The organism is Rhodococcus sp. AD45-ID, assembly GCF_003023755.1.
Classification (GTDB): domain Bacteria; phylum Actinomycetota; class Actinomycetes; order Mycobacteriales; family Mycobacteriaceae; genus Rhodococcus_F; species Rhodococcus_F globerula.
This window is the reverse complement of the sequence record NZ_PYHL01000002.1, coordinates 61,859-84,988: the sequence shown is the minus strand read 5'-3', so window position 1 is coordinate 84,988 and position 23,130 is coordinate 61,859. Positions and strand designations below refer to the sequence as shown.

Here is a 23,130-nt window from a genome sequence, read left to right as displayed (position 1 = left end):
CCACCCAATAGTTTTCGATGTGCCACTACTGTTCGATTTCGCCTACAGTGCTTTGCGTACTGCTCCCGGAGAACAGGTTGTGCATGAGAGACAGAACTGTCATGGTCGGCGCGCTCACAGTTGCCGGCATTTCTGTCGCTTCCGGCTTCCTCTTCGGTGGAGCAGCCGGAGCATTCGGCGGCGGCGGCCCGATCGTCACCCCGCCCGCGTTGGTTTCCACCGTCACCGTCGACTCACTCGCGGATATCGAACCTGCCTCGTTCTACACCTCGATAGTCGTACCTACCGTCGTGATTCCACCGACACCGACGTGGCAGGTCGCACCCGAGCTCACGGCCCCGCGCAACGTACCGCTGACATCCGTAGTGGCGTCGACGACAACGTCCACCACTGCTGTATCAAGCACCAGTTCCACCACTGCGGTGTCATCGACGCCTGCTTCGTCCACTCCTGCGTCAGCGACGCCGTCGAGCGCGCGCCCGTCCGGAACCGTGACTTCTACGACGGTCCCGACCAGCACAGGAATCCCGGTCGTCACCATCGATTCAGAGCGCCCGTCCAGCGGAGACTGAGACATTCGCCGTGAACTATCACGGTGACCGGCGTTACATCCCCTACCTGCAAACAGCTGCTTTGTCGGCACCTCGCGTTACCGTATAGGTCTCAGCGTTGCGTTAGGAGGTGACTGATGGCCGTGCACGGATTCGACCTCGATATCAGTGTCGACCGAGCGTGGGCGGAATTTCAGGCACGCCTGGCCGACCACATCTCGATCATGGTGGACGGTGACGTCCTTGCTGTCGAGGCTGCAACCTCCGACATCGACACCGCTGAAGGCGGAGCGCCCTGCGTCCAGTTCCTGATCTGGGACACCGACATGGTGCGGTGTGAGGTTCCCTCCAACAATTTTCTGCACCCGCGGTTCGCCCTCGACGAGTCCGGCCTCGAGACTCTCGTCGCGCTCGGCTGGGCTCCCCCGTCGGACGGTCCCGATACCGACAACAGCTCCCCCGCCTTCTGCGTCGACAAGAGGCAGAACTGGTCGGACCAACTGGCTTCGATGACCGTTGCGGCATTTCGCACGGTTTTCGGTGTCCATCACCCGGCGTTTCTGTCCAGTGATCTCACCGGCAATCAGCTGACACCGGATTTCGATCCGTCGGCCACCACCGTCGACGAGTTACCGCTGCTCGATCCCGCTGCGGCGTACCTGCCCAACGACGTCGACCATCTCAAAGAACTTGTCACCCTTGCCCTGGTTCCCATGCTCGGCAGCCTCCCCGAACGCGACAGCGACGGAGACATCCCCATTCGCGTCGGCTCCACCGTCATGTTCGTCGGACCGCTCTCGGATTCGCTTGACGTTCAACTGTTCTCACCGCTGGTACAGGACATCAGCGATCGCACCCGCGCCAGCGAGGTCATCGCGGACCTCAACCGCAAATGGTCCCGGATCAAGTTCGTTCTGATCGACGACAGGTTGTCCGTCTTCCTCGAAGTCGCGGGCTCACCGTTTGTGCCCAAACATCTCACCGATACGTGCGCCTCGTTGACGTCGTTCCTTCGTACCGTCGACGACGAGTTCGCGTCGCGCTTGGGCGGCGATCTCTTCTTCGCGAACAAGGGCGGCGAGTCGGGCACACTTCAACCCGAGCTCACCATGGAAGATCTGCCGCCGGAACTCGAGACGCTGCTTCATCTCGATCTCGATGTTGCCGATGACCTCGAGGCCGTCGCCGACGTGTGCGGACGCGACCGCGACCTGATCCTGCAGTTGCTCCACATCAGCAACGAGTGGCAGATCCAGTTGCGGAGCCAAGCCGTCGACGCACACAGCCGCGACGACGCTGAAGAAGCCGCCGGATTCAATGACCAGGTCAGTACGTGGGAACGCATGGTCGATCGCCTGCGCGGTGCACTTCGTCTGGTTGTGTTGCCCGATGCCAAGTCGGATCCGCCGGCAAAACCGCAGCCCGAACAAATGGGGTTATTTGCCGACCCCACTCAGGAAACTCTGTTCGACGACCCGTCCTGACGTCGAAAATTCAGCGCCGACGAAGCCGCCACAACGAGGTGGTTTCACGCGCACGCGCGGCATGCAGAGCGTCCGTTCGGTCACTCACCTTGGCGTGCGTCGGTTTGACGTCGATGCGATCGATCACCGTCAATCCACCTGCTGCGATCATCGCGTGCAGTTCGGTCCGCGTGCGCAGGCCCAGGTGTTCGGCGATATCGGAGAGAATCAGCCAGGCCTCGCCGCCCTCCGCGAGATGATCCCCCACTCCGGTCAGAAAGCCTTTCAACATCGCTCCGGCCGGGTCGTAAATCGCGTATTCGATCGGCGAGGTTGCCTTGGCCGGAATCCACGGCGGGTTGCAGACCACCAGTGGCGCAGCACCTTCCGGGAACAGATCGGCCTCGATCACCGTCACCTGATCGCTGTAACCCAACCTGTCGAGGTTGGACCGCGCGCACTGCAGGGCCCGGGGATCTTGATCCGTCGCCGTCACTTCCGTGACTCCACGCGCAGCGAGCACCGCGGCCAACACCCCCGTGCCGGTACCGATGTCGAAGGCACTCTCAGTCGACGGCAACGGCGCAGCGGCCACCAGGTCGATGTACTCACCGCGCACGGGCGAGAACACTCCGAATGCCGGATGGATCCGAGCGTCCAACGCGGGAATCAGAACGCCTTTGCGGTTCCACTCGTGCGCGCCGATTGCACCCAACAGATCACGCAGCGAACGAACCGACAGCTGATCCGTGACGCCGAATGCCTCGGTGAACGCCACATGGGCGTCGGGCGCACGACGCAATGGGATCGAGAGATCCGCGTCGAGGGGAATCAGGAGCATGCCGAGAATCTGTGCGCGCCGGCCCTGTGTCTGGCGGTGAAGATGGAAGGCCTGTGCCGGATCATCCGAGTCTCTGCGCGGTTTGCGATCCATCCGGGCAGCCACAGCCTTGGACAGTTGACGCGCGTTCTGGAAGTCACCGCGCCATAGAAGGGCTGTTCCCTCGCAAGCCAATCGGTAGGCTTCGTCCGCCTTCATCGTGTCGTCTGCGACCAGTATCCGCTTGGGGGCCGGTGCCCCGCTCGTGGACCCCCAGAGCGCACGGCGCTCAGTATCGTTCTCGGTCCACACAACGTACTGTTCGGTCATCAAAGGCCCTTCCGGCGTCGGACATGGAGCGGATAGGGCGTTCGACGCACTGCGGCCGGTCCCGGCTCGCGTGTTCCAGTTCTGCACATCTGCTTGTCTGGTTCCACACTAGCCGGGACCGGCCGAATTAATGACCTCGCGCGGGGCGTCTCAGCTCGCCGTGCGCAAACGAACTGCCTGTGCGATACGCGCCTCGGCGACGGAGTCTGCTGCATCGCCCGCGAGGATTGCTTCAGCCTTCGCCTTGGCAAGAATCTCGGCTACCGTGTCGAAAATCTTCTCCACCTGAGCCCTGACCTGCTCAGCCGTATGCTCTTTCAGCTCGCCCGCAACCTGAATGAGGCCACCACCGTTGGCGACATAATCAGGTACCCACGTAATGCCGCGCTCGCTCAGAACGGACTCGACCTCGGGTTCGGTCAGCTGGTTGTTGGCTGCGCCGCAGATCACCGCGGCTGTGATTGCCTCTGCTGTGGCGTGCGAAAGCGTCGCACCCATTGCGCAGGGCGCATAAACATCGAGATCGGCGTCGATGGCACTGTCCACGATCTGCACCTGCGGGAAATCCGCCTTCACGCGGTCGAGTGCCGTCGCGTTGACATCAGTTGCCAGCACGGTCGCGCCGTCGGCCAGGAGCAGCTTGATGAGTTCGTACCCAACCTTGCCGGTGCCCTCGACTCCCACCGTCTTTCCGGCCAGATCACGCGAGCCCCAGTGAGCCTGCGCAGCCGCCAACAGTGACTGGAAAACGCCGAGGGCCGTCATCGGCGCGCTGTCGCCCGAGCCACCTGCCTTCGCATTGCGACCCACCACGAAGTCCGTTCCGAGCCCGATCACGTCGAGATCGTCCGAGTTGGTTCCCACATCTCCGGCCGTGATGTAGCGGCCGCCAAGTGTCTGAACGAATTTTGCGTAGGCGCCGAGCAATTCGGCAGACTTCGCCGTTGCCGGGTCGCCGATGATGACGGCCTTTCCGCCGCCCAGATCAACACCCGCAACTGCGGCCTTGTAGGTCATTCCGCGAGAGAGCCGCAAAACGTCTGTGACAGCGGAAGATTCGTCCGCGTACGGGTAGAAGCGGGTGCCGCCGAGCGCCGGCCCGAGCGTCGTGGAGTGGATTGCAACAATCGCCTTGAGTCCGCTCGCCGGATCCTGGAAGAAGCTCACCTGCTCGTGCGGGTAATCGCGAAGATAGTCTGCGCGATCGAATACGCCGGCAGTGTCGTCGGAGATGTGGGCGGAGTTCACAGGCTCGGCGGTGAGAGTCATTGTGAGATAGACCTTTCCAAAGGACTTGTACGACACAGGCGTGAGATCGAGACGAATCGTCGATGGGTACAGTGATCTACGCAAACTGTTCCGCTGAGCAATTCGTAGAACCAATGCTCTTCCTGAGCTACGATTTGGTCAATGCAAATCTATTGAACTAAGCAATACGATCATCCAGTGACCTCGATCACTGAAGAAAGGTTCACAAAGTGCTCAGCATCGACAAGCTCGACGTCCAGCTACTCGGATTGCTCAGCAAGGATTCGCGCATGAGTGTCGCCGAACTCGCGAACTCGTTGGGAGTCGCCCGGAACACTGTCCAGGCTCGGATGAAGCGCATGGAATCAGGCGGAATTCTCACCGGGTTCCGCCCCAATCTCGATCTCCCCGAAGTTGGCATTCCCATCCAGGCATTTGTGGGCCTCGAACTGGAGCAGGGAAAGATCAGCGCCATCGCGAGGAGCTTGGCCGAGTTGCCCGAGGTGATCGAAATTCACGCCACCACGGGACGCGAAGATCTGCTGGTGCGGGTAGCCACCTCCACTCACGCTGCGCTGCAGAAGTTGGCGGAGCAGATCGTCAGCCTTCCGGGTGTCACTCATTCCACCACCACGATCGCGCTGACCAATCCTCTTCCCTACCGAATCCAGCCGCTGCTCGAGCACCTCACCAACGATGCAGGCTGGGGGCGCTCCACGGCGTTCCCGCGGCAGCAGGATTGAGACATGCATTCGCGACGACGCTTCCTGGTGCAGTAGTTTCGTCGTTATGAGTGACATCCAGGGACAGCGCATCGCGTTCATTCAGGCGACGTGGCATCGCAACATCGTGGACCGTGCACGTGACGGATTCACAGACGAAATAGTCGGTTTGGGCTACGCCCGCGATTCAGTCGATTTCTTCGAGGTGCCGGGCGCTTTCGAGATCCCGCTGCATGCGCGCCGTTTGGCGCAGACGGGCCGTTACCAGGCAATTGTGGCCGCTGGCCTCGTCGTCGACGGTGGCATCTACCGCCACGATTTTGTGGCGACCGCCGTCATCGATGGTTTGATGCGAGTGCAGCTTGATACTGATGTTCCGGTCTTCTCCGTCGTTCTGACGCCGCACAACTTCCACGAGCATGCCGAGCATGTCGACTACTTCAGCACCCATTTCGTGAAGAAGGGCGCCGAAGCAGCACGCGCCGTGGACGCTACGGTCACCTCGCTGAAGTCTCTGCCCACCGCCTAGTCATTTCACAGTCTCGCTGAGTCGGATGCCCTCCGGCTCAGCGAGATTTTTTGTGCCTATTCGGGGATCTCGAGCCTCCCATGGGCGGCGGCATTCTCCGTGTCCACGGATTCATAGCGGTCGATGCAGGCTTGGAAATAGGCTCGCATCTCCTTCACCACAGTGATGTGGCTGTCGAGAGATTTCTCCAGCGAGTCCTCGCCACCAATGGCCTTCTTTGCAAACTTGTCGGCCAAGGCGCGTCCCGATTCCAGAGTTCCCATGCCTTTGACGTCGCTGAGTCGCTCGCTGAGCACGACCATCAACTTAAGTTCACCTATCCATGCGTCACACGCTGCAACCATTGGTTTGGCCACTTTCGGATCGACGAACAGTTCGCCAGATTCCTGACTCGCCACTGGACCTACTCTCGGAGATTTATCGGGGCAAGGACGAAACAAGCTGCAATGCAAAACTTTCGACAAGTCCACAGGTAGAGCCTTGGTGCGGCGTCCCCGCGTCTGCTTCGATGTTGAGCCACACCGAACCTTGAGATGCCGCAAACGCTAGGTAGCACCCGTCGATGGTTTCGTCAGATTCCCGCTGAAACCACAGTCCGACTCGATCAGCAATTATCGACTCATCGAATTTTGTGTAATCCGAATTGCTTCGCACATCATCAAGCGTGTATTTCGTCGACATGATCGTGAAGAAGTACCACGTCGATTTCCACATACACATCTTCCATCCTGGTTGCTCTACACCGTCAATATCGATGAGTTCCGTCGAAGGGTCGAGACCGACCTCCTCGATCACCGAGTCCGGAATGTCCGTACAGGGGTTGAACAATCCCTCCTGACCAGATGCACGCTCAGGCACACCCTCGACGGTTGAACCACACCCCACCGCAAACAACCCAATGACAATGGCCGCCGCAATAAGTCGAAGCCCTGCCAATCTAGGAACCCGATACTTCATGCCGCGCCATGCGGTTGGCATTGTCGTCGTCCATGGACTCATAGCGGTCGATGCAGGCTTGGAAGTAGGCGCGCATCTCCTTCACCACAGCGATATGACTGTCGAGTGTTTTCTCCAACGAGTCCTCGCCACCAACTGCTTTCTCTGAGAATTTCTTAGCCAAGTCGATGCCCGATTGCAACGTCCCCATTCCCTTCACCGCGGCGAGGTCATCAAGCCCGTCCTTCATCGCAACGAGTTCGTCCCGAAGTTGTCTACACGCAGACACCAACTTACGGGCGACGTCGCGGTCAACACTCAAACCCCCAGACTCAAGGTCAGCAGTCAATGCTGACCACATCGAACGAGCATCTAGAGATTCTGAACCTTCAAACTGCGGTGGCATTGTCCCTCCACTTCCGATGTTCAACCGCCCCAGAAATCACCGAGGGAGGTTGCTTTCCAATGCATCCGCATACCGGCGTGTCAACGAACAAGTCGGTTCTGTTTGCACGAATGTTGCCTTTGTATTCACACTTAGCCACACCATTCCTTGGTCCACTGCAAGCGCTACGAAACAGCGAGTGAGCGAAGGGTCATCTGCTTTGTGAAATTCGACGCCCATCCGGGTTCCGATAGGTATCGACTCGATATCGACATACTCCTCATTAGCCCGAAGCCGTTCAATCGGGTGTTCGGTCGAGAATATTGTGAAGAAGTACCACTCACCCGACCATTTGCAAATCTTCCACCCGGGCTGTTCGACCCCGAAAATATCGGCGCTTTCCGTCGCCGGATCAAGCCCCACTCCCTCAATCACAGAGTCCGGAATGTCCGTACACGGGTTGAATAGACCTTCCTGACCAGACGCACGCTCGGGCTCGCCCTCAACCGTCGAACCACAGCCCATCGCAAAAAGTCCAACGACAAAAGCTGCCAGCATAAGTCGAAGCCGTGCCAATCTAGGATCCTGACACTTCATGTCGCGCCAGACGACCCGCATTCTCCGCCTCCACAGCGAAATAGCGCGTCACGCATTCCTGAAAGTACGCTTCCATCTCATTGAGAACGTCGATGTGACTGACCAGCGACTTCTCGAGCGAGTCCTCGCCTCCAGACGCTTTCAGGGAGAATTTGCGCGCCAAATCAATACCTGATTGGAGCGTGCCCATTCCCTTCACATTTGATACCCAATCGACCTCCCCAAGGGCCATTTCCAACTCCGCACGCAATGCGCTGCAGCTATCACGGAGTTTGCGGGCCACCTCAAAGTCCACCGCGATGGCGCCGCGTTCGATTCCGTCTTTCCAAGTCAGCCACTGTGACAGTTGGGATCCGTCAGGATTAGCCACTTCACTTCCCCTTGTCCAGTAATTCAATCATCAACTTGGCCAATAAGTTTCAAGTTCCAAACCATATCTCTGCATGAGCACGCATGTAGGCTCCTCGATCGGACGCAGGCCCATCCGGGAGATTTGAAGCCAGATCGAACCTTGTTTGACTTGCGTCGCGAAATAGCAGGACGCACCAACTTGATCCTGAGCACTGGAGTACTGAACACCTTGCCTCTGGCCGATTTCAACTTCGTGAAATCCGGTGAAATCGGTGTTCGCCCGAATATCTTGCAATGAGTGCATGTTCGAAAAAATGACAACGAAGTACCACGGGCCTTTCCACGAGCAGATCTTCCATCCGGGGATTTCAACACCCTCGATGTCAACCTCCTTCGTGTACGGATCAAGTCCGACGCCCCTGATCGCAGAATCCGGAATGTCCGTACACGGATCGAATAATCCCGCTTGACCGGATAGCGGCTCAGCCTCCCCCTCCACGGCTGAGCCGCATCCGACCAAAGCCCATACCAAAATCCCTGCCACGAGAAGCCGACCCCCCATCGACATTCTCATCGGGCCCCCTTCGGTATGAACTCACTCTATTTGATGCGCCGGAAACTCAATCGGTTCCCGCTACCGACAAATTCCCAGTTCACGTCCCCATGTTCGCTTGCAGCGCATCTGTAGCGATTGACGCTGCTCGTGACAGTCGCATACTGGAGGGGTTGACTACAACGTCGGGGAGGGCACCGAGTGAACACGCCGAAAGCACCTGCCAAACCAGCTATCCTCAGCGTCGACGACGACCCCGGGGTTTCCCGCGCCGTCGTCCGCGACCTTCGTAAACGCTACGGCGAGAAATATCGGATCATCCGCGCCGAATCGGGCGATCAGGCGCTCGAAACTCTGCGCGAAATGAAGCTTCGCGGAGATGCTGTCGCCGTTATCGTCGCCGACTACCGCATGCCCGGTTTGAGCGGAATCGAATTCCTCGAGCAGGCAATGGATCTCTACCCCATAGCTCGACGCGTTCTGCTCACCGCGTATGCAGATACCGAGGCCGCGATCGACGCCATCAACGTCGTCGACCTCGATCACTACCTGCTCAAACCCTGGGACCCACCGGAAGAAAAGCTCTACCCGGTCATCGACGCTCTCCTCGACGCGTGGGCCGGCTCCAGTCACCATCCTGCCGAGGAGACCAAAGTCGTCGGCCATCGTTGGTCGGGACGATCCTCTGATGTTCGAGAGTTCCTGGCACGCAATCAACTTGCATACCGTTGGTACATGTCGGACGAGCCTGAAGGACAACGACTCCTCACCGCCGCAGGGGTCGACGAGTTAAACCTTCCCGTCGTCATTGCTCCCAATGGTGACGTACTGGTCGAGCCGACGGATACCGAACTCGCGGACAAACTCGGCCTGAGCACCACCCTGTCCGAGGACTTCTACGATTTGGTCGTGATCGGCGGTGGACCGGCGGGGTTGGGTGCTGCTCTCTATGGAGCCTCGGAAGGTTTGCGAACTGTCCTCATCGAACGACGCGCCACAGGTGGACAGGCCGGTCAAAGCTCGCGTATCGAGAACTATCTCGGCTTCCCGGACGGTGTTTCCGGATCACAGTTGGCCGATCGCGCGCGGAGGCAGGCAACAAAGTTCGGCGCTGAGGTCATCACAGCCCGCGATGTGACGGGTCTCGAAATCAACGGCTCTGCCCGCACAGTTCGTTTCGACGACGGCACATCCGTTGATGCGCATTCTGTCATCTTGGCCACGGGTGTTTCGTACCGTCAACTTTCGGCTCCCGGTCTCGACACGTTCACCGGCCGAGGCGTGTACTACGGGTCTTCTGTCACCGAAGCCGCGCGATGTAGTGAGCAGGATGTCTACATCGTGGGTGGGGCAAACTCCGCCGGCCAAGCAGCTGTTTATCTTTCACGCGGTGCACGATCCGTCACGATCCTCATCCGGGGCGCTTCACTCGAAGCATCCATGTCCTACTACCTGATTCAGCAGATCGAGAAAAATCCGAAGATATCGGTTCGCGCCTGCACCGAAGTAATCGCCGCTGACGGTGACGATCACCTCGAGCGAATCACGCTGCTGAACAGAGCAACTGGTGAAGAAGAGATCGTCGACGCACATTGGCTGTTCATCTTCATCGGCGCCGCTCCGCTGACGGATTGGCTCGGCGACGTTGTTGTTCGCGATCGACATGGATTTATCGTCGCCGGCCCCGACCTCGCCGCCGACGGCATCACACCGCAAGGGTGGCCCCTCGACCGAGCACCCCACCACCTCGAAACCAGTGTTCCCGGAGTCTTTGTCGCCGGTGACGTGCATGCCGAATCAGCCAAGCGGGTCGCATCGGCTGTCGGTGAAGGAGCGATGGCCGTGATGTTCGTCCACCGCTATCTCGCTCAACAATAGGGAGATTTGATGTCTGTCCCAGAATGCAGTCCAGAACTTCTTCGCACGCTGTTCCTGTTCGAGGAGCTCACCGACGATCAACTCGAAACACTCTGCCAGAGTGGCCACATCACTGAAATCGACCGCGGCCAGGTCTACCTCGAAGGCGACCCGGCATCGTGCTTCTACGTCCTGATCGAGGGCGAGCTGATCATGTCGAAACTCTCCGGCGGCGAAGACATCGAGATGGTGCGCACCTCCCAGAGAGGCGTCTACTCCGGCGGTTGGACGTCGTACTTGGGTGATCGTGTCCCGCAAATCTATTCGGCGTCGCTGCGCGTAACGAAGCCGTCGACCTTCTTCGTTCTCGACGCCGACAAGTTCGGCGCTGTAGTGCGCGAATGGTTTCCGATGGCTGTGCACCTTCTCGAAGGAGTGTTCTTCGGGAACCAGAACACCCGCCAGATCATGGATCAACGTGAGCGTCTTCTCGCCCTCGGCTCCCTCTCCGCCGGATTGACCCACGAACTGAACAATCCCGCAGCCGCCGCAGTGCGGGCGACCGCGTCGTTGCGCGAACGCGTCGCCGGCATGCGGCGCAAACTGGGGATGATCGCCTCAGGCTTCTACGATCGCGACTCACTTGTCACCCTCATGCATATGCAAGAGGAAGTCGCCGAAGTTGTTGCCAAGGCTCCGACGCTCACGCCCCTTGAAGCATCCGATCGAGAAGACTCCCTGGGTGAATGGTTCGAGGACCATTCAATCCGCGAAGGTTGGGACCTAGCACCAACCTTCGTCCAAGCTGGCCTCGACACCAACTGGCTGGAGACTGTTGCCGCAGCAGTGGACGAGTCCGTGCTCGAGGGGGCAATCCGTTGGTTGAACTACACCATCGAGTCTGAGCTACTGATGAACGAGATCGCCGATTCCACCACCCGAATCTCCACGCTTGTCGGTGCGGCCAAACAGTATTCGCAAATGGACCGCGCGCCCTTCCAGACCATCGACGTTCACGAATTGCTTGACAGCACGCTGATTATGTTGGGACAGAAAATCGGTGACATCACCGTCGTCAAGGAATACGACCGGGCACTCCCACCCATCGATGCGTATGCAGGCGAACTCAATCAAGTGTGGACCAATCTGATCGACAACGCTGTCGCTGCTATGGATGGCACTGGGACCTTGACTGTTCGCACCAGCCGCGACGGCGATCGAGTCTGCATCGAAATCTGCGATACAGGATCAGGAATCCCCGACGACGTCATCGACAGAATCTTCCAGCCCTTCTTCACCACAAAACCTGTCGGTGAGGGAACGGGCTTGGGCCTGGACATTTCGTGGAGAATCGTTGTCGGCAAACATCACGGTGAACTTCGGGTCACATCCGAACCCGGGGACACCCGCTTCCGTGTTCTCCTGCCGATCTCCGGACCAGAGCGCAACCATGACGACGATGCCGAGTAGCGCACGCCCGACTCGGCGCGCACGATGAATAAGCAGAGCCACTTCAACGAAGGGACTGACCATGACCGACGGACTTCCAGCTGGAATTGATCCGAGTGTGCCGCCGAGCGGTGCCGGGTGCGTCGAATGCGACGCTGCTGGCGGTTGGTGGGTGCATCTGCGTCGATGTACTCAGTGCGGTCACATCGGATGCTGTGACTCATCCCCGTCACAACATGCCAGCGCTCACGCCGCGGCTACCAAGCACCCCTTCATGCAGAGTTTCGAGCCTGGCGAGGATTGGTTCTGGAGCTTCGAAACTCAGGAAGCCTATGACGGTCCTGAATTGGCCCCGCCCACTTCGCATCCCGCCAACCAGCCGGTTCCTGGTCCGGCCGGCCGAGTACCAGCTGATTGGCAGGAGCACATCCACTGAATCTGAATCTACGTCTGTCACTTCACCGGTATGTCGAACGTGAGCCGTGAAGGCTGGACATAGTCTGCCGGATCGGTGAGCAGTCGTAGTTCGGGTGATGTCGGCAAGCCTGCGAGCGCTTGACGCAGTCTCTCTTCGTACGCGACGGCCGGTGCGGAGAGCGGCGCGAGCCAATTGTCATGGTGCGCCGGAACGAAGAGCGAAGGCCGTAGTGCTCGGATGTAGTCGAGCGGGTCGCTGAGCCCGTTCGAGTATTGGTTGTAACCCTGAATAGACCCGATCTGAACTGTGGACGCCGGCAGCGCTCGCAGGGCGTCCAGGATCTCCGGAGCGTCGGTGAAGAGCGGCCCTGTGCTGTCGTGCCAGGTCAGTACGAAGTCACCGACCACGAACTGGTAGAGCAACGATCCACCCTCGGCGTCGTTGAAATGCGACGCCAGGTGTGCAGTGTCGTGAGGTGTCGGCGGATGTTCGATGGCCGGACTGAAATCGGGCACAAGAACGAGTGGCGGCTGCTCGCCTCGCGGGGCCCGCAGCGCGGAGTGCAAGTGCCGAACAGAGTGCACGGCAACACCGTTGGATAGCGAGAAGTCAGTTCGGTCAGAATCCAGCGGCAACGTTCGGAGCTCAGTTCTCGCTTGCTCTGCGATCTGACTGCAATGCTCGTCGGTTCCAACGATGGTTGCTCCACACCTCGAGGCAATTTCGGCAGCGTCAGCGGCGTGATCGAAATGCCCATGCCCAATCAGGATGTGGCTCGGAGCTAGCGCGGCCAGTTCTTCAGGGCTGGTCGGCACATAGTTCGAGAACTCGCCTCGAGGAACCCATGCGTCCAGTAGAACGACGTTGCCCGCGATGGCCATCGCAAAATTCGTGACACCGAACCACGAAAGAATCGTCTTTGACGAGTCAACGTCGCCGGTCGCTGGATCAACATTCTCGGGTCCGAAGAACCTTTGGCGCGCAGTGATAGTCGGATTCACTGAAGCTGGAACGGAAGCCGACGCGTTCGTCATTCCAAGCGTTGAGGCAGCCGCGGCTGCAGCTCCCACGACAAAGGTCCGACGGCTAACTTCGTTCGAAAACATGACTGCAGTCTAGGTGGCGAGTGCGCACATCAAACTTCATTCCCCACTGTCAGATCATCGACGACACCATTGGACACGCTCCCCGTTCCACCACATTGCAATCCATTGCAACCCTTCACACCCCACCATCGGAGTCCTAGCGTTGATCTACCAGCGGATTCACAACGAAGTGAGGTGCGGATCTATGAAGGCAGCACGGTTCCACGGTCAGAAAGACATCCGAATCGAAGACATTCCCGAGCCCGAAGTGCGGCCAGGTACCGTCAAATTGAAGGTCGCCTGGTGCGGGATTTGTGGCACCGATCTCCATGAGTACCTCGAGGGTCCAATCTTCATCTCGGCGCCCGGCCACCCCCACCCCCTCTCTCATGAGAACGCGCCGGTCACTATGGGGCACGAATTCTCGGGCACTGTCGAAGAAGTCGGCGAAGGCGTGACCGACGTCGAAGTGGGCGAAAACGTCGTCGTTGAACCGTATTTCGTCTGCAACGAATGTGCTCCGTGTAAAGCCGGCAACTATCACCTGTGCACTCAGATGGGATTCATCGGATTGGCCGGCGGCGGTGGCGGACTCAGCGAAAAGGTTGTGGTTGACCGACGTTGGGTTCACAAGATCGGCAACATCCCATTGGACGAAGCTGCGCTGATCGAGCCGTTGAGCGTTGCACACCATGCCGTCGTTCGTAGCGGCGCCCAAAGTGGCGACATCGCGATAGTCGGAGGCGCCGGACCTATCGGGCTGCTGGTCGCCGCAGTACTCAAAGGTCTTGGCGCAACAACGATCGTCACGGAACTCAGCGGTGCGCGTAAAGAAAAGGCACTGTCCAGCGGTGTCGCTGACTATGTCATCGATCCGAGCAGCGAGGACGTGAAGGCCCGCGTTCTCGAGATCAGCGATGGCATCGGCGCGGATATCGGATTCGAATGTGCCGGTGTCAACGCAGTGCTCGACACCATGCTCGACACCGTTCGACCCGCGGGAGTGGTTGTCAACGTGTCAATTTGGGGCAAGCCCGCGACCATCGACATGCAGAAGCTCGTCCTCAAAGAGATCGATCTGCGAGGAACAATCGCGTACGTCCGCGATCATGAAGCTGTCATCAAAATGGTTCAGGACGGAGTTGTCGACCTCGCCCCGTTCATCACCGGACGCATTCACCTCGAAGAGTTGATTTCAGAAGGCTTCACAACCTTGATCGAACACAACGACACAGCAGTCAAGATTCTAGTTCGTTCATAATTCAACAACCGGGAAATGCGGTGGGGACGTCATGTCTCCACCGCTCCTTGGTTTAGGAGGCTTCCCGCTCCTGCTCAACACACATCGCCGAGTATCGCGCGAAGGCATCGTTCAAGGTCAGGGACTTACGCTTGTCGCCGATATCGCGCGGCGGCGCCTGCCTGGCACATCGCTTCGCGTGCTCGATGACTGCTTCGCGCACGACGCTGGATATGTCCGCGCCCGTAAGCTCCCGGAGCGCCTCGAGAGCCTCGAGTTCCTCTGAATCAAATCTCACTGTTACCGATCGTCTAGCCACATTCAGGATGCTACGTCGAGTCACAGCAATATTGGGAGCTAGGTTCGAGCGACACCCGAAAACTCTTCTCGCCAAACGACTTGAATTCCGATCAGGCTGGTCTGAAAGCTGGGGAACACCAACTCTGTCGGTAGGTTGACGCTCCGATGGGCGATCTCCTCGACTACCCTGCTACGGGGAAGCTAATGCACGAAAATGCAAGCACAACGAGCATTTGAGATTGCCCTGCAACCCCACCCTGACTTATGCTTGCAAAATAAGGCATAGGAGCGGCAATGAGTCAGCCACGTAGAAGTTCACCGACGCGCAGCAGTCCTATGCCTGAAATTGCACGCATAGGCGAGCTGTTTGCCGAACGCAGGGTCCAACTCCGACTCACCCAGCAAACACTCGCCGACCTAGCCGGGGTGTCCCGATCCAGCGTTCAAGCGCTCGAATACGGCACCGGATCCGTGAAGCTGGCATCAATCGTCGAAATTGCCGACGCCCTCGGACTGCGCCTGCAGCCAATCACGATCGCCGAACTCGAGGCGCCTCAATGAGCAGCCCTCTCAGCACGACGCTGACGGACATCGACAATGCAGACGTCTACATCGACGACGTGCAGGTTGCCACCCTCACACGCCAAACAAACGACACGATCGAATTCGACTACAGCACGCTGTCATCGACCGGGGCATCGATCCGATCTCACTCAGTGTCATGGTCGTTGCTCGCGAATGGGCACTACCCCGTGGTCACCACCGGCGGTGCGGTTCCCCCCTTCTTCGCAGGCCTTCTCCCGGAGGGTGTTCGCCTCGGCGCGGTAGTTTCCTCGACCAAAACCTCGATCGACGACCATCTGACTCTGCTATTGGCCGTCGGCGCCGACACCATCGGAAATGTGCGGATCGCGCCCGCAGGTAGTGTCCCACCGGAACCGCAACCGATGTTTGCGCCGGAACGAGACGCCAACTTCCACAGCCTATTCAATCGCCTCGCCGGTTCGGTCGACGCAGATCCGCTTGCACTTTCCGGAGTCCAGCCCAAGGTCAGTGCCAATATGTGGTCGGTACCGACAAACACTCCCGCCGGGCCCGCGATCCTCAAACTCACTCCGCCCGTTGGATTCCCACTGTTGTCGGAGAACGAACACTTTTTCATGAGAATGGCGGCAGCATGTGGGCTACGCGTGCCGACCACTCAACTTCTCCACGACGCCGACGGCAGGAGTGCGTTACTTGTCGAGCGTTTCGACCGTCGCGATGGCCACCGCATCGCTCAAGAGGATGCATGCCAAGTTGCCGGCATCTATCCGGCGTCCAAGTACCGGATGAAAACCGAGACTGCCATCACGGCGCTTACCGATGCCTGCGAAGCGGGCGGCGGCTCCAAATCTGCATCCACACTGGAATTGCTTCGCACAGTGACCTTTTCATGGCTCATCGGCAATGGAGACTTACACGGAAAGAACCTGTCGATCTACGCGCCCAACGCATTGTGGCAACCGAGTCCGGCTTACGATCTACTCAGCACTCAGCCGTACACCGGCTGGAATGATCCGATGGCGATGAACCTGTACGGGCGCGCCAATCGCCTGACCCGCGCCAACTTCATCGACGCCGGACTACGGCTCGGACTTCGCGAACGCGCGGTCACCCGAATGATCGACGCGCTGGTCAAAGCTGCACACGGCTGGGCCGAGCGATGCACCGAGATCGGATTCGATGCAAGGACAACAGAACTTCTCGCCGGCCTTCTTCGCCATCGCCTGACAACACTCATGTGACAACTACTTCGATCGGAGCTCGACGTGAGCATTGACCACGTAATTTCAGCAGTCGGTAGCGCCGACGCAGAAAAGATCAAGACCGCGCTGTCAGCGCTCGCTCAAACCTCAACTGCCACGACGACGCTCGTGATCGACGGCGTGACAATCGACGTCCCGGCCTCAGTGGGCGATGCCGTCGTAGCGCTGCTGAAATACCTAGCCAACGGTGACAGTGTTGCGCTCGGTGCCGTTGCCGAACTACTCACAACGTCTCAAACCGCGGAAATTCTCGGCGTCTCGGACACGTATGTCCGCAAGCTTGCCGATGCCGGCAAGCTCCCGATCGAGCTACGCGGAACGCACCGCCGATTCCGACTCGACGACGTCATAGCCTACCGCGAGCAGTTCCCCAAGCGCTCCTAGCTCTTGGTGTACATGCCTTCGATTTCCTTGGAGAACCGGTCGACGACTACGTTTCGCTTGATCTTGAGGGTTGCCGTCATTTCACCGTCTTCCTCAGTGAGATCCCGATCGAGAATCACGAACTTCTTGATCGACTCGGCATGCGAGACAGCCGAATTGGCGTCATCGATCGCCTTCTGCATTTCTGCCCGAAGATCATTGTCGTCACGCAGTTCGGCGACGGTTGCTTCGGCGGGCTTGCCGTTATCGGCCTTCCACTTCTCGAACACCTCGGGATCAACCGTCAGAAGTGCCGTGACGTAAGACTTTCCATCGCCGACGACCACTGCCTGCGAGATGATGGAATGCGACCGAATACGGTCTTCCATCGGGCCGGGTGAAACGTTTTTGCCACCTGCCGTCACCAGGAGGTCTTTCTTGCGGCCGGTGATGGAAAGGTAACCGTCACTGTCGAGCTCACCGAGATCACCGGTGCGGAGCCAACCGTTGTCGAAGGACTCTTCGGTGGCTTTTTCGTTCTTCCAGTAACCCTTGAAGACCACTCCACCGTTGAGCTCGATCTCGCCGTCTTCGGCAATGCGAACTCCGTTGCCACCCATAGGCTGCCCGACCGTGCCGATCTTCTGAGCCCCGGGAATGTTGACGCAGTGCGCTGCCGTGGTTTCGGTGAGTCCGTAACCTTCGTAGATCGGAACGCCGAGCCCACGGAAGAAGTGACCGAGTTCCGGGGTCAGTGCACCGCCGCCGGAAATGGCGAACCAGCACTCGCCGCCGAGTGCTGCGCGCAGCTTCGAGTACACAAGCTTGTCTGCGACGGCATGCTTCGCCTTGAGCACCAGGGACGGGCCACCGGCGTCGAGAGACTGGCTGTACTCCTTGGCCGTTGCTTCTGCAAAAGCAAAGATTGCACCGGGAACCTTGCCGCCGGATTCCGCCTTCCGCGCCGCACCGTCGCGAACCTTCTCGAAGACCCGCGGGACGCCGAGGATCGTATTGGGCTTGTACCGCTCGAATTGCGTTGTAATGTTCGAGAAATCAGACCAATGCGCCTGCGCAGCACCAGCTTCGAACGTCGCCAAGGACACTGCGCGAGCAAGTACATGTGCCAGGGGAAGGAAGGTCAGAACTCGGTTCCCCGGAACCGCGACCTTACCGATCGACGCAGTCAGAATGCCGCGCACCTCGGACAAGAAATTCCGATGAGTGAGGATGCAGCCCTTCGGCCGGCCCGTCGTTCCGGACGTGTAGACGAGCGATGCAAGGTCGTCAGCGCGGATACCGTCGAGGCGCTTCTTCAGTTCGGTTTCGTCGACGTCGATGCCCTGCTTGGTCAGCTCTGCCACAGCGCCGGCGTCGATCTGCATGACAGCGCGCAGGCTAGGCGGCGCATCCTGGAACAACTGCTCGTGCGTCCCCGTCTCCACGATGGCCATGACGGACTCGGAATCCTCGAGGATCCAAGCAACCTGGCCCTTCGATGACGAGTCGTAGATCGGAACCGTCGCAGCGCCGGCCGCCCAGATGGCGAAGTCGAAAAGCGTCCACTCGTAGCGAGTGGCCGACAGAAGCGCGACGCGGTCCCCTGGCTGAACTCCGGCGGCAATCAACCCGTTTGCCACGCCCATGACCTGCTCGGCAAATTCCTTCGCCGAGACGTCGACCCACCCGTTGCCCATCGGCCGCGAGAACACCGTGAGGTTCGGGGTGCGCTCGGCGTGAGTGAAGACTGTGTGCACCACCGACTCGTTGTCGGAGATAGTGAACTGGGCTTTGGCGCTGTACTCACTCACAGGGTGTCATCTCCGTCGGTCTGCGATTCTGTGCTGATTCTGAAGCGGTGAAGTGCACGGGCGAATTCCTCGATCTCGGACTCAGTCCAATCGTGCAGCCTGCTGACGACTTGGTCGAGTCGACGCGCGTCGGCGGCGTCGAGATATTTGCGACCCTCGTCAGTGAGGTGGAGCGGATTGCCCAAGCGAACGGGTCCCGGATCGGCATACACCCAGCCTGCGTCGATGCATCCACGCACTTGGCGCGAGATGGTCGAGCGGTTGACGCCGAAAACGTCGGAGATCTCTGTTGCCCGGCAGCCGTCATTGCGGCCGATGAACGAGAGGAACGAGTGCTGCGCGATGGACGGCTGATCGTCGGAATGCCGATCCCCCGTCATCAGCTGTCGCGTCAGATGCACCAGCTCGTCATGGACGGCCGGCGGCCCGGTGAGCGACTTTGCTCCGTTGTGTTGCACTGAGCAACTATAACGCCGACCCCTGTGTCCGACGCAATATGACCGCCGCCACCGACAGCAAGTGTGTCGGTGGCGGCGTGAACAGTTACACCAGATCCTCACCGTTGCGGCGAGCAGTTGCCCAATCCTTGAAGAATCCCTTGCTGATGACTCCCAAGACAACCAGCACCAACGCCGGCCAGATCAGAACATAAACGGTCAGTAGAGCTGTGCTCATTCGAATTCCTTCCAGGTGACTCGACGGTTACTTTCCGGACGCTCCCACAGCAGGAAACTCTTCCTCGTCGAAGTCTCCCGTCCGCTGCTTGATCAGTTCGAAATCGAACGTCTCACGCTGATTGACGGACATCGCAAAACACACGACGGTACTGACGGCATAGGCCACCAAAGATCCGCTGAGCGTTGGGTAGTCGTGCAGGAAGCCGATCGCGAACGGCGCGGACAGCACGATCGCCAGGCCACCGACGATCTGCGCAACCTTCAGACCGAAGAATCCAAATGCCATGAGCCCCAGCACCACTCCGATACCGACAACGGCAACGATGTCGGAGAGTATCCCGAACATCCCATCCATCGGCACCCAACTGAATCGGACGGGCAAGAAGGCAGCAAGAGCCACCAGCACCGACACAGTGAAGGCTTTGTTGGTGACCTTGCCCCAGTAGAAGCTCGCGATAACCGGGAACACCAAAGCGCCCCACAGCGCGCCGACGAACACCAACAGATCCAGAATGCTCAATTGCAGACTTGCCAAGGAGATAGCCGCCGCCGTGGCAACAATCATCGTTACTCGGCCGATAAGCAGCATCCGTCGAGGGTTCGCATTAGCCTTGCCGGCGACAGCCTGGCCGTAAACGTCGGTCATCACGATGGACGATAGTGCAGCAAGGTCCGAGTCCGCCGTCGATGACAGCGCGCCGATGATCATGACAAAGAAGACAGCAAGCAAAATTCCGGGCAGGTACGACGCGGCCATCTGCGGAATCAGGTTGTTGACGTCACCATCAGTTGGCTCGATTCCGAGGTACAGCGCGAGAACACCCAGCATTCCGACACCGATGACCGTTGCGCCGTATCCCACAGTTGCGGTGATGAAGGTGGGCTTGATCAGGTCTTCGCGGACCGCGAAGAGTCGTTGGGCGATGGTCTGGTTGCCAATTGCGTAGGCAAGAACTGCCGCGATGTACGGCGCACCCTGTTCGAAGAAGGCAACGCTCGAGAAGAAGTTGCCCTGCTCAGCAGTGAGGTTGCCTGCGCCGGATTCGAAGGCCGCCGGGAACCCAGCTGCGAAGAAGATGAACGGCACCAAAACCGCTACCGCACCGAGCATTCCGATCAGCTGAACGAAGTCGGTCAGCACCGAAGCACGGAAACCCGACCACAACGTGTACAGCAAAACGCCCAACGCGACGATGAACACACCCTGAATGAAGTTGAACGGCGAAAGCAACGCGATCAGCAGACCACCAGCGAGGAAGTTCGACATCAGACTGATGAGACTGCCGACGATATTGGAACCCGCGAGCATCAGCTGACTCGAGCGTCCGTGCCGCGCGTACATGACCTCAGCCAGAGTATGGGCTTTCGGTGCCACTTTACGAATTCGCTGACCAAAGGGATAAATGAAGAGAATCATCAACGCGCCCCACAAACCGTAGTGAATGGGGCCGGAGATTCCGTAGGTGTAGCCAGAAGTGGCGGATGCGTACATCGACGACGCCCAAATCCAAGTGGCCGTCATACTCGCGGCCGAAACACCAAATCCTAATTTGTTTCCGGCGGTCATAAAACCGTCGGCATTTTCCTGCTTCTTACCGATACGAAGAGAAATCAGAAATGTTCCACCATAAAAAGCAACAAGCAGTGAAACAATTACCAAGGTACTGAACTGGACCATGTCGGACCCCGTCACATGCCACACCCTTCGCACATAATCGGCAGAACAACGCGCAAAAACCCCTGTTCAGGATCTTTGCGCTTCGCTTCTGCACGCCCTAGGAGCGACCGTCATACCAACACCGGTCACATATTCAATTGACTAGCAACACGCACTTCGTCTTTTCCGAAACCCAACCTCCACAAAATAAATCTTCTGCGCAAGCTTTTGGCTCGACCACGCAATTCAACAACTGAGGATCGACCCTAGCATGATGGCAATTTCGAACAAAAACTCGCATATTTTGCCACCCGAAAATATTCGGGATTCCGTCGCCGGAAAATCATGCGCTTCCAGCACATATAACAACTCTGCATCGATTGATATCGACGGTCGATTCGATCGGGTAATTATTTAGACAGAACCATCCGGGCAAAACGTCGGCCCCACTCAGGATCGGCGGAAACATGCTGGTCCAACGGATTGGAGACAATCGCCCCGATCATTCGCAGGTACAGGAGAGTGCCTCTCACCATCCACATCCAATCGTCGTCGCCGAGGAGTGTTCCGTCGGTTGTCGACCAACCCAATGCCGTGAGTCCTTCGATCATCACTTCACTACGTTCGGACTCCGACAAGCCGGCAGCCAACGTAAGGAACAGAATTCGGCCGGCTTCCTGCGCCAGCTCGCCCTTTCCCAACGGCATGGTCATCACGATGTGGCGCCACAGCTCGCCTTCATACGCTAGAACTGACGCGCCGAGTCGAGTCAGAATCAAAGTGCCTCGGAGTTTCCGGACCAATCTCAGGGTCTTGGCGATCTCAACAAGTACTGCTAATTGCGAGTCACTCCCTACCGCGGCATCGATCCACTCACTGTCCCAATCGAGTTCGTCTCGAGCAGACGCACCAAGGTCCGGAGGCAGTGCCCCGGACGACGTCAACACGATCCCACCACCTCGCGCAGAGTTCAGTAGCCACAGCAGCTGGCGTGTTGCTCCCTCACGCATTGTCTCGAAGTAGTTGTCATATCCGCCGCAAAGTTCCGCTTTGGCAACTGCGGCAAACAGTTTCGGCGCGGAATGAACCGACAGGCGACGCAAGAACTTCTCGAACAGCGAACTGCCCACAGGCGGTGACCTATGCAGTGCCACCGACGTGGTGACTGCCGCATTGGACACTGTGAGAACAAAACGTTCGGGATCGAACAGCCCGGTACGCACCTGCGCGTTCAGGAACTCGAGATACACGACCGGACCGCCAGAATCCTCCGGCGGGCACGCTCTCGCGCCATCAAGACAGGATGGCGCAGAAATCGGCTGGTCTTCGACAATCTGCTCGAGAAACAACGTGTGACTCCACTTGGCACGTACGTTGTACTCGTATCGGACGTACTCCCCTACCGCGGTGACCGCCTCGTCGATCCGGACTTCGTCCTCACCAAACTCGTCTTCCCGATATCCATCGCGCTCGATCGCCTCTCGCGCGATATACCGATCTGGGCCATTGCTCGTTGAATGATGGACGCTCACCCACTGATGTGCGTGTTGATCACCCCATCCCATGACCGCCTGGATGATCGAATGCAATTGGTCGAGTTCGATATTCGACGGCACCGAGAACCTTCGCCAAATGGGTGGCGCGACGCAATCAAGTTCGATCCGCATGACAAAGTTCGCCACCTCCGGCCGTCGACGCTGATTCCGCATCTGCCTCGGCGTACGGACGGTTTGTGCCGCTTGAAATGCAGGCACCAAACGCAGATGTGAAGCTCGTCGAACTCGCTGACCCGTCATTTGTGGAGACTAGATCTACCTACCGACAAGCCGAGATACTCACTGCCACAAAGCTGCCGGATTTGTCGGGACTCGAGTCACGTCGCTCTGCGCCGGCGAAGTTCTACTCAGCGCCCGTCGAAAGGGACACTATTGGATGATCCACTAAGCGGACAAGAGTGTGCGCCGACTACCGTAGACCTGA

General features: G+C 58.7%; 26 protein-coding genes. 11 read left to right on the top strand and 15 right to left on the bottom strand.

Annotated features, from left to right (window positions below; genetic code table 11):
- Positions 1-83 precede the first annotated feature (83 nt).
- Complete coding sequence (locus C7T36_RS16525) at positions 84-572, top strand: hypothetical protein (RefSeq protein ID WP_045071422.1); 489 nt, start codon at positions 84-86, stop codon at positions 570-572.
- A gap of 116 nt (positions 573-688) precedes the next feature.
- The gene (locus C7T36_RS16520) at positions 689-2,035 is read left to right on the top strand and encodes a hypothetical protein (protein WP_045071423.1); all 1,347 of its coding nucleotides are present in this window, start codon (positions 689-691) and stop codon (positions 2,033-2,035) included.
- A 10-nt stretch (positions 2,036-2,045) separates the two neighbouring features.
- Here the strand turns inward: C7T36_RS16520 and C7T36_RS16515 are convergent, their stop codons facing one another.
- On the bottom strand, positions 2,046-3,164 hold the full coding sequence (locus tag C7T36_RS16515; protein ID WP_045071424.1) for a class I SAM-dependent methyltransferase: 1,119 nt from the start codon (positions 3,162-3,164) through the stop codon (positions 2,046-2,048).
- Between the two features lie 150 nt (positions 3,165-3,314).
- Positions 3,315-4,433: a Glu/Leu/Phe/Val dehydrogenase gene (locus C7T36_RS16510; protein ID WP_045071513.1), complete on the bottom strand. Its 1,119-nt coding sequence runs from the start codon at positions 4,431-4,433 to the stop codon at positions 3,315-3,317.
- Positions 4,434-4,642: 209 nt separating this feature from the next.
- On the opposite strand from C7T36_RS16510, the gene C7T36_RS16505 reads away from it, so the two are divergent.
- Together C7T36_RS16505 and C7T36_RS16500 are read left to right on the top strand one after the other, a co-directional pair.
- On the top strand, positions 4,643-5,155 hold the full coding sequence (locus C7T36_RS16505) for an Lrp/AsnC family transcriptional regulator (RefSeq protein WP_033236034.1): 513 nt from the start codon (positions 4,643-4,645) through the stop codon (positions 5,153-5,155).
- 46 nt (positions 5,156-5,201) lie between these two features.
- Positions 5,202-5,663 carry a 6,7-dimethyl-8-ribityllumazine synthase gene (locus tag C7T36_RS16500; protein ID WP_033236033.1) on the top strand — a complete coding sequence of 154 codons (462 nt, stop codon included), beginning with the start codon at positions 5,202-5,204 and terminating at the stop codon, positions 5,661-5,663.
- A 56-nt stretch (positions 5,664-5,719) separates the two neighbouring features.
- Here the strand turns inward: C7T36_RS16500 and C7T36_RS16495 are convergent, their stop codons facing one another.
- Genes C7T36_RS16495 through C7T36_RS16470 form a run of 6 tightly spaced genes read right to left on the bottom strand, consistent with a single transcriptional unit; the run spans position 5,720 to position 8,506 of the window.
- A complete protein-coding gene (locus tag C7T36_RS16495; RefSeq protein WP_239654819.1) occupies positions 5,720-6,061 on the bottom strand; it encodes a hypothetical protein in 342 nt (113 codons plus the stop codon).
- Between the two features lie 19 nt (positions 6,062-6,080).
- On the bottom strand, positions 6,081-6,641 hold the full coding sequence (locus C7T36_RS16490) for a DUF3558 domain-containing protein (protein WP_258190616.1): 561 nt from the start codon (positions 6,639-6,641) through the stop codon (positions 6,081-6,083).
- Positions 6,601-7,005 (bottom strand): hypothetical protein, encoded by a 405-nt coding sequence (locus C7T36_RS16485; RefSeq protein ID WP_239654821.1) that lies wholly within the window; start codon positions 7,003-7,005, stop codon positions 6,601-6,603. Before C7T36_RS16485 ends, C7T36_RS16490 begins: the two co-directional genes overlap by 41 nt.
- 36 nt (positions 7,006-7,041) lie before the next feature.
- On the bottom strand, positions 7,042-7,509 hold the full coding sequence (locus C7T36_RS30785) for a DUF3558 domain-containing protein (RefSeq protein WP_375129316.1): 468 nt from the start codon (positions 7,507-7,509) through the stop codon (positions 7,042-7,044).
- A gap of 52 nt (positions 7,510-7,561) precedes the next feature.
- Positions 7,562-7,951, bottom strand: a complete 390-nt coding sequence (locus C7T36_RS16475) for a hypothetical protein (protein WP_239654822.1) — start codon at positions 7,949-7,951, stop codon at positions 7,562-7,564.
- 30 nt (positions 7,952-7,981) lie between these two features.
- Positions 7,982-8,506, bottom strand: coding sequence for a DUF3558 domain-containing protein (locus C7T36_RS16470; protein ID WP_051730671.1), 525 nt, complete (start codon positions 8,504-8,506; stop codon positions 7,982-7,984).
- Between the two features lie 180 nt (positions 8,507-8,686).
- Here C7T36_RS16470 and C7T36_RS16465 point away from each other — a divergent pair, with 180 nt between their 5' ends.
- The 3 genes from C7T36_RS16465 (at position 8,687) to C7T36_RS16455 (ending at position 12,227) form a co-directional block, all read left to right on the top strand.
- Complete coding sequence (locus tag C7T36_RS16465) at positions 8,687-10,363, top strand: FAD-dependent oxidoreductase (protein WP_033236032.1); 1,677 nt, start codon at positions 8,687-8,689, stop codon at positions 10,361-10,363.
- A gap of 9 nt (positions 10,364-10,372) precedes the next feature.
- Positions 10,373-11,812 (top strand): ATP-binding protein, encoded by a 1,440-nt coding sequence (locus tag C7T36_RS16460; protein ID WP_045071430.1) that lies wholly within the window; start codon positions 10,373-10,375, stop codon positions 11,810-11,812.
- Between the two features lie 61 nt (positions 11,813-11,873).
- Entirely contained in the window at positions 11,874-12,227 is a 354-nt protein-coding gene (locus tag C7T36_RS16455) for a UBP-type zinc finger domain-containing protein (protein WP_084703074.1), read from the top strand.
- Positions 12,228-12,244: 17 nt separating this feature from the next.
- Here the strand turns inward: C7T36_RS16455 and C7T36_RS16450 are convergent, their stop codons facing one another.
- Positions 12,245-13,090 (bottom strand): MBL fold metallo-hydrolase, encoded by an 846-nt coding sequence (locus C7T36_RS16450; protein WP_146153447.1) that lies wholly within the window; start codon positions 13,088-13,090, stop codon positions 12,245-12,247.
- A gap of 409 nt (positions 13,091-13,499) precedes the next feature.
- Here C7T36_RS16450 and C7T36_RS16445 point away from each other — a divergent pair, with 409 nt between their 5' ends.
- Complete coding sequence (locus C7T36_RS16445; RefSeq protein ID WP_045071434.1) at positions 13,500-14,555, top strand: 2,3-butanediol dehydrogenase; 1,056 nt, start codon at positions 13,500-13,502, stop codon at positions 14,553-14,555.
- 52 nt (positions 14,556-14,607) lie between these two features.
- On the opposite strand, the gene C7T36_RS16440 is transcribed toward C7T36_RS16445, so the two are convergent.
- On the bottom strand, positions 14,608-14,832 hold the full coding sequence (locus tag C7T36_RS16440) for a hypothetical protein (RefSeq protein ID WP_033236028.1): 225 nt from the start codon (positions 14,830-14,832) through the stop codon (positions 14,608-14,610).
- 296 nt (positions 14,833-15,128) lie between these two features.
- Between C7T36_RS16440 and C7T36_RS16435 the strand changes: the two genes are divergently transcribed.
- The 3 genes from C7T36_RS16435 to C7T36_RS16425 are packed head-to-tail and all read left to right on the top strand — an operon-like array spanning position 15,129 to position 17,026.
- Positions 15,129-15,395 (top strand): helix-turn-helix domain-containing protein, encoded by a 267-nt coding sequence (locus C7T36_RS16435; protein WP_033236027.1) that lies wholly within the window; start codon positions 15,129-15,131, stop codon positions 15,393-15,395.
- The gene (locus tag C7T36_RS16430; RefSeq protein WP_033236026.1) at positions 15,392-16,621 is read left to right on the top strand and encodes a type II toxin-antitoxin system HipA family toxin; all 1,230 of its coding nucleotides are present in this window, start codon (positions 15,392-15,394) and stop codon (positions 16,619-16,621) included. The genes C7T36_RS16435 and C7T36_RS16430 overlap by 4 nt, the downstream gene beginning before the upstream one ends.
- Before the next feature lie 24 nt (positions 16,622-16,645).
- Positions 16,646-17,026 (top strand): helix-turn-helix domain-containing protein, encoded by a 381-nt coding sequence (locus tag C7T36_RS16425; RefSeq protein ID WP_045071438.1) that lies wholly within the window; start codon positions 16,646-16,648, stop codon positions 17,024-17,026.
- On the opposite strand, the gene C7T36_RS16420 is transcribed toward C7T36_RS16425, so the two are convergent.
- From C7T36_RS16420 to C7T36_RS16405, 5 genes are all read right to left on the bottom strand, one after another.
- Complete coding sequence (locus tag C7T36_RS16420) at positions 17,023-18,816, bottom strand: long-chain fatty acid--CoA ligase (protein ID WP_045071440.1); 1,794 nt, start codon at positions 18,814-18,816, stop codon at positions 17,023-17,025. The genes C7T36_RS16425 and C7T36_RS16420 overlap by 4 nt on opposite strands.
- Positions 18,813-19,274, bottom strand: coding sequence for a MarR family winged helix-turn-helix transcriptional regulator (locus C7T36_RS16415; RefSeq protein ID WP_045071444.1), 462 nt, complete (start codon positions 19,272-19,274; stop codon positions 18,813-18,815). Before C7T36_RS16415 ends, C7T36_RS16420 begins: the two co-directional genes overlap by 4 nt.
- 85 nt (positions 19,275-19,359) lie before the next feature.
- On the bottom strand, positions 19,360-19,491 hold the full coding sequence (locus C7T36_RS30380) for a putative transporter small subunit (RefSeq protein WP_045071446.1): 132 nt from the start codon (positions 19,489-19,491) through the stop codon (positions 19,360-19,362).
- Positions 19,492-19,518: 27 nt separating this feature from the next.
- Entirely contained in the window at positions 19,519-21,171 is a 1,653-nt protein-coding gene (locus C7T36_RS16410) for a sodium:solute symporter family protein (protein ID WP_045071525.1), read from the bottom strand.
- A 389-nt stretch (positions 21,172-21,560) separates the two neighbouring features.
- Entirely contained in the window at positions 21,561-22,817 is a 1,257-nt protein-coding gene (locus C7T36_RS16405) for a plasmid pRiA4b ORF-3 family protein (RefSeq protein WP_052683664.1), read from the bottom strand.
- Positions 22,818-23,130 lie beyond the last annotated feature (313 nt).

Coding starts and splice junctions, on each gene's coding strand:
- C7T36_RS16460 (WP_045071430.1), top strand. CDS start 10,373: ATGTCTGTCCCAGAATGCAGTCCAGAACTTCTTCGCACGCTGTTCCTG.
- C7T36_RS16485 (WP_239654821.1), bottom strand. CDS start 7,005: ATGCCACCGCAGTTTGAAGGTTCAGAATCTCTAGATGCTCGTTCGATG.
- C7T36_RS30380 (WP_045071446.1), bottom strand. CDS start 19,491: ATGAGCACAGCTCTACTGACCGTTTATGTTCTGATCTGGCCGGCGTTG.
- C7T36_RS16430 (WP_033236026.1), top strand. CDS start 15,392: ATGAGCAGCCCTCTCAGCACGACGCTGACGGACATCGACAATGCAGAC.
- C7T36_RS16410 (WP_045071525.1), bottom strand. CDS start 21,171: ATGGTCCAGTTCAGTACCTTGGTAATTGTTTCACTGCTTGTTGCTTTT.
- C7T36_RS16450 (WP_146153447.1), bottom strand. CDS start 13,090: ATGGCCATCGCGGGCAACGTCGTTCTACTGGACGCATGGGTTCCTCGA.
- C7T36_RS16525 (WP_045071422.1), top strand. CDS start 84: ATGAGAGACAGAACTGTCATGGTCGGCGCGCTCACAGTTGCCGGCATT.
- C7T36_RS16405 (WP_052683664.1), bottom strand. CDS start 22,817: ATGCGGATCGAACTTGATTGCGTCGCGCCACCCATTTGGCGAAGGTTC.
- C7T36_RS16455 (WP_084703074.1), top strand. CDS start 11,874: ATGACCGACGGACTTCCAGCTGGAATTGATCCGAGTGTGCCGCCGAGC.
- C7T36_RS16490 (WP_258190616.1), bottom strand. CDS start 6,641: ATGCCAACCGCATGGCGCGGCATGAAGTATCGGGTTCCTAGATTGGCA.
- C7T36_RS16500 (WP_033236033.1), top strand. CDS start 5,202: ATGAGTGACATCCAGGGACAGCGCATCGCGTTCATTCAGGCGACGTGG.
- C7T36_RS16520 (WP_045071423.1), top strand. CDS start 689: ATGGCCGTGCACGGATTCGACCTCGATATCAGTGTCGACCGAGCGTGG.
- C7T36_RS16435 (WP_033236027.1), top strand. CDS start 15,129: ATGAGTCAGCCACGTAGAAGTTCACCGACGCGCAGCAGTCCTATGCCT.
- C7T36_RS16470 (WP_051730671.1), bottom strand. CDS start 8,506: ATGAGAATGTCGATGGGGGGTCGGCTTCTCGTGGCAGGGATTTTGGTA.
- C7T36_RS30785 (WP_375129316.1), bottom strand. CDS start 7,509: ATGGGCTGTGGTTCGACGGTTGAGGGCGAGCCCGAGCGTGCGTCTGGT.
- C7T36_RS16445 (WP_045071434.1), top strand. CDS start 13,500: ATGAAGGCAGCACGGTTCCACGGTCAGAAAGACATCCGAATCGAAGAC.
- C7T36_RS16510 (WP_045071513.1), bottom strand. CDS start 4,433: ATGACTCTCACCGCCGAGCCTGTGAACTCCGCCCACATCTCCGACGAC.
- C7T36_RS16515 (WP_045071424.1), bottom strand. CDS start 3,164: ATGACCGAACAGTACGTTGTGTGGACCGAGAACGATACTGAGCGCCGT.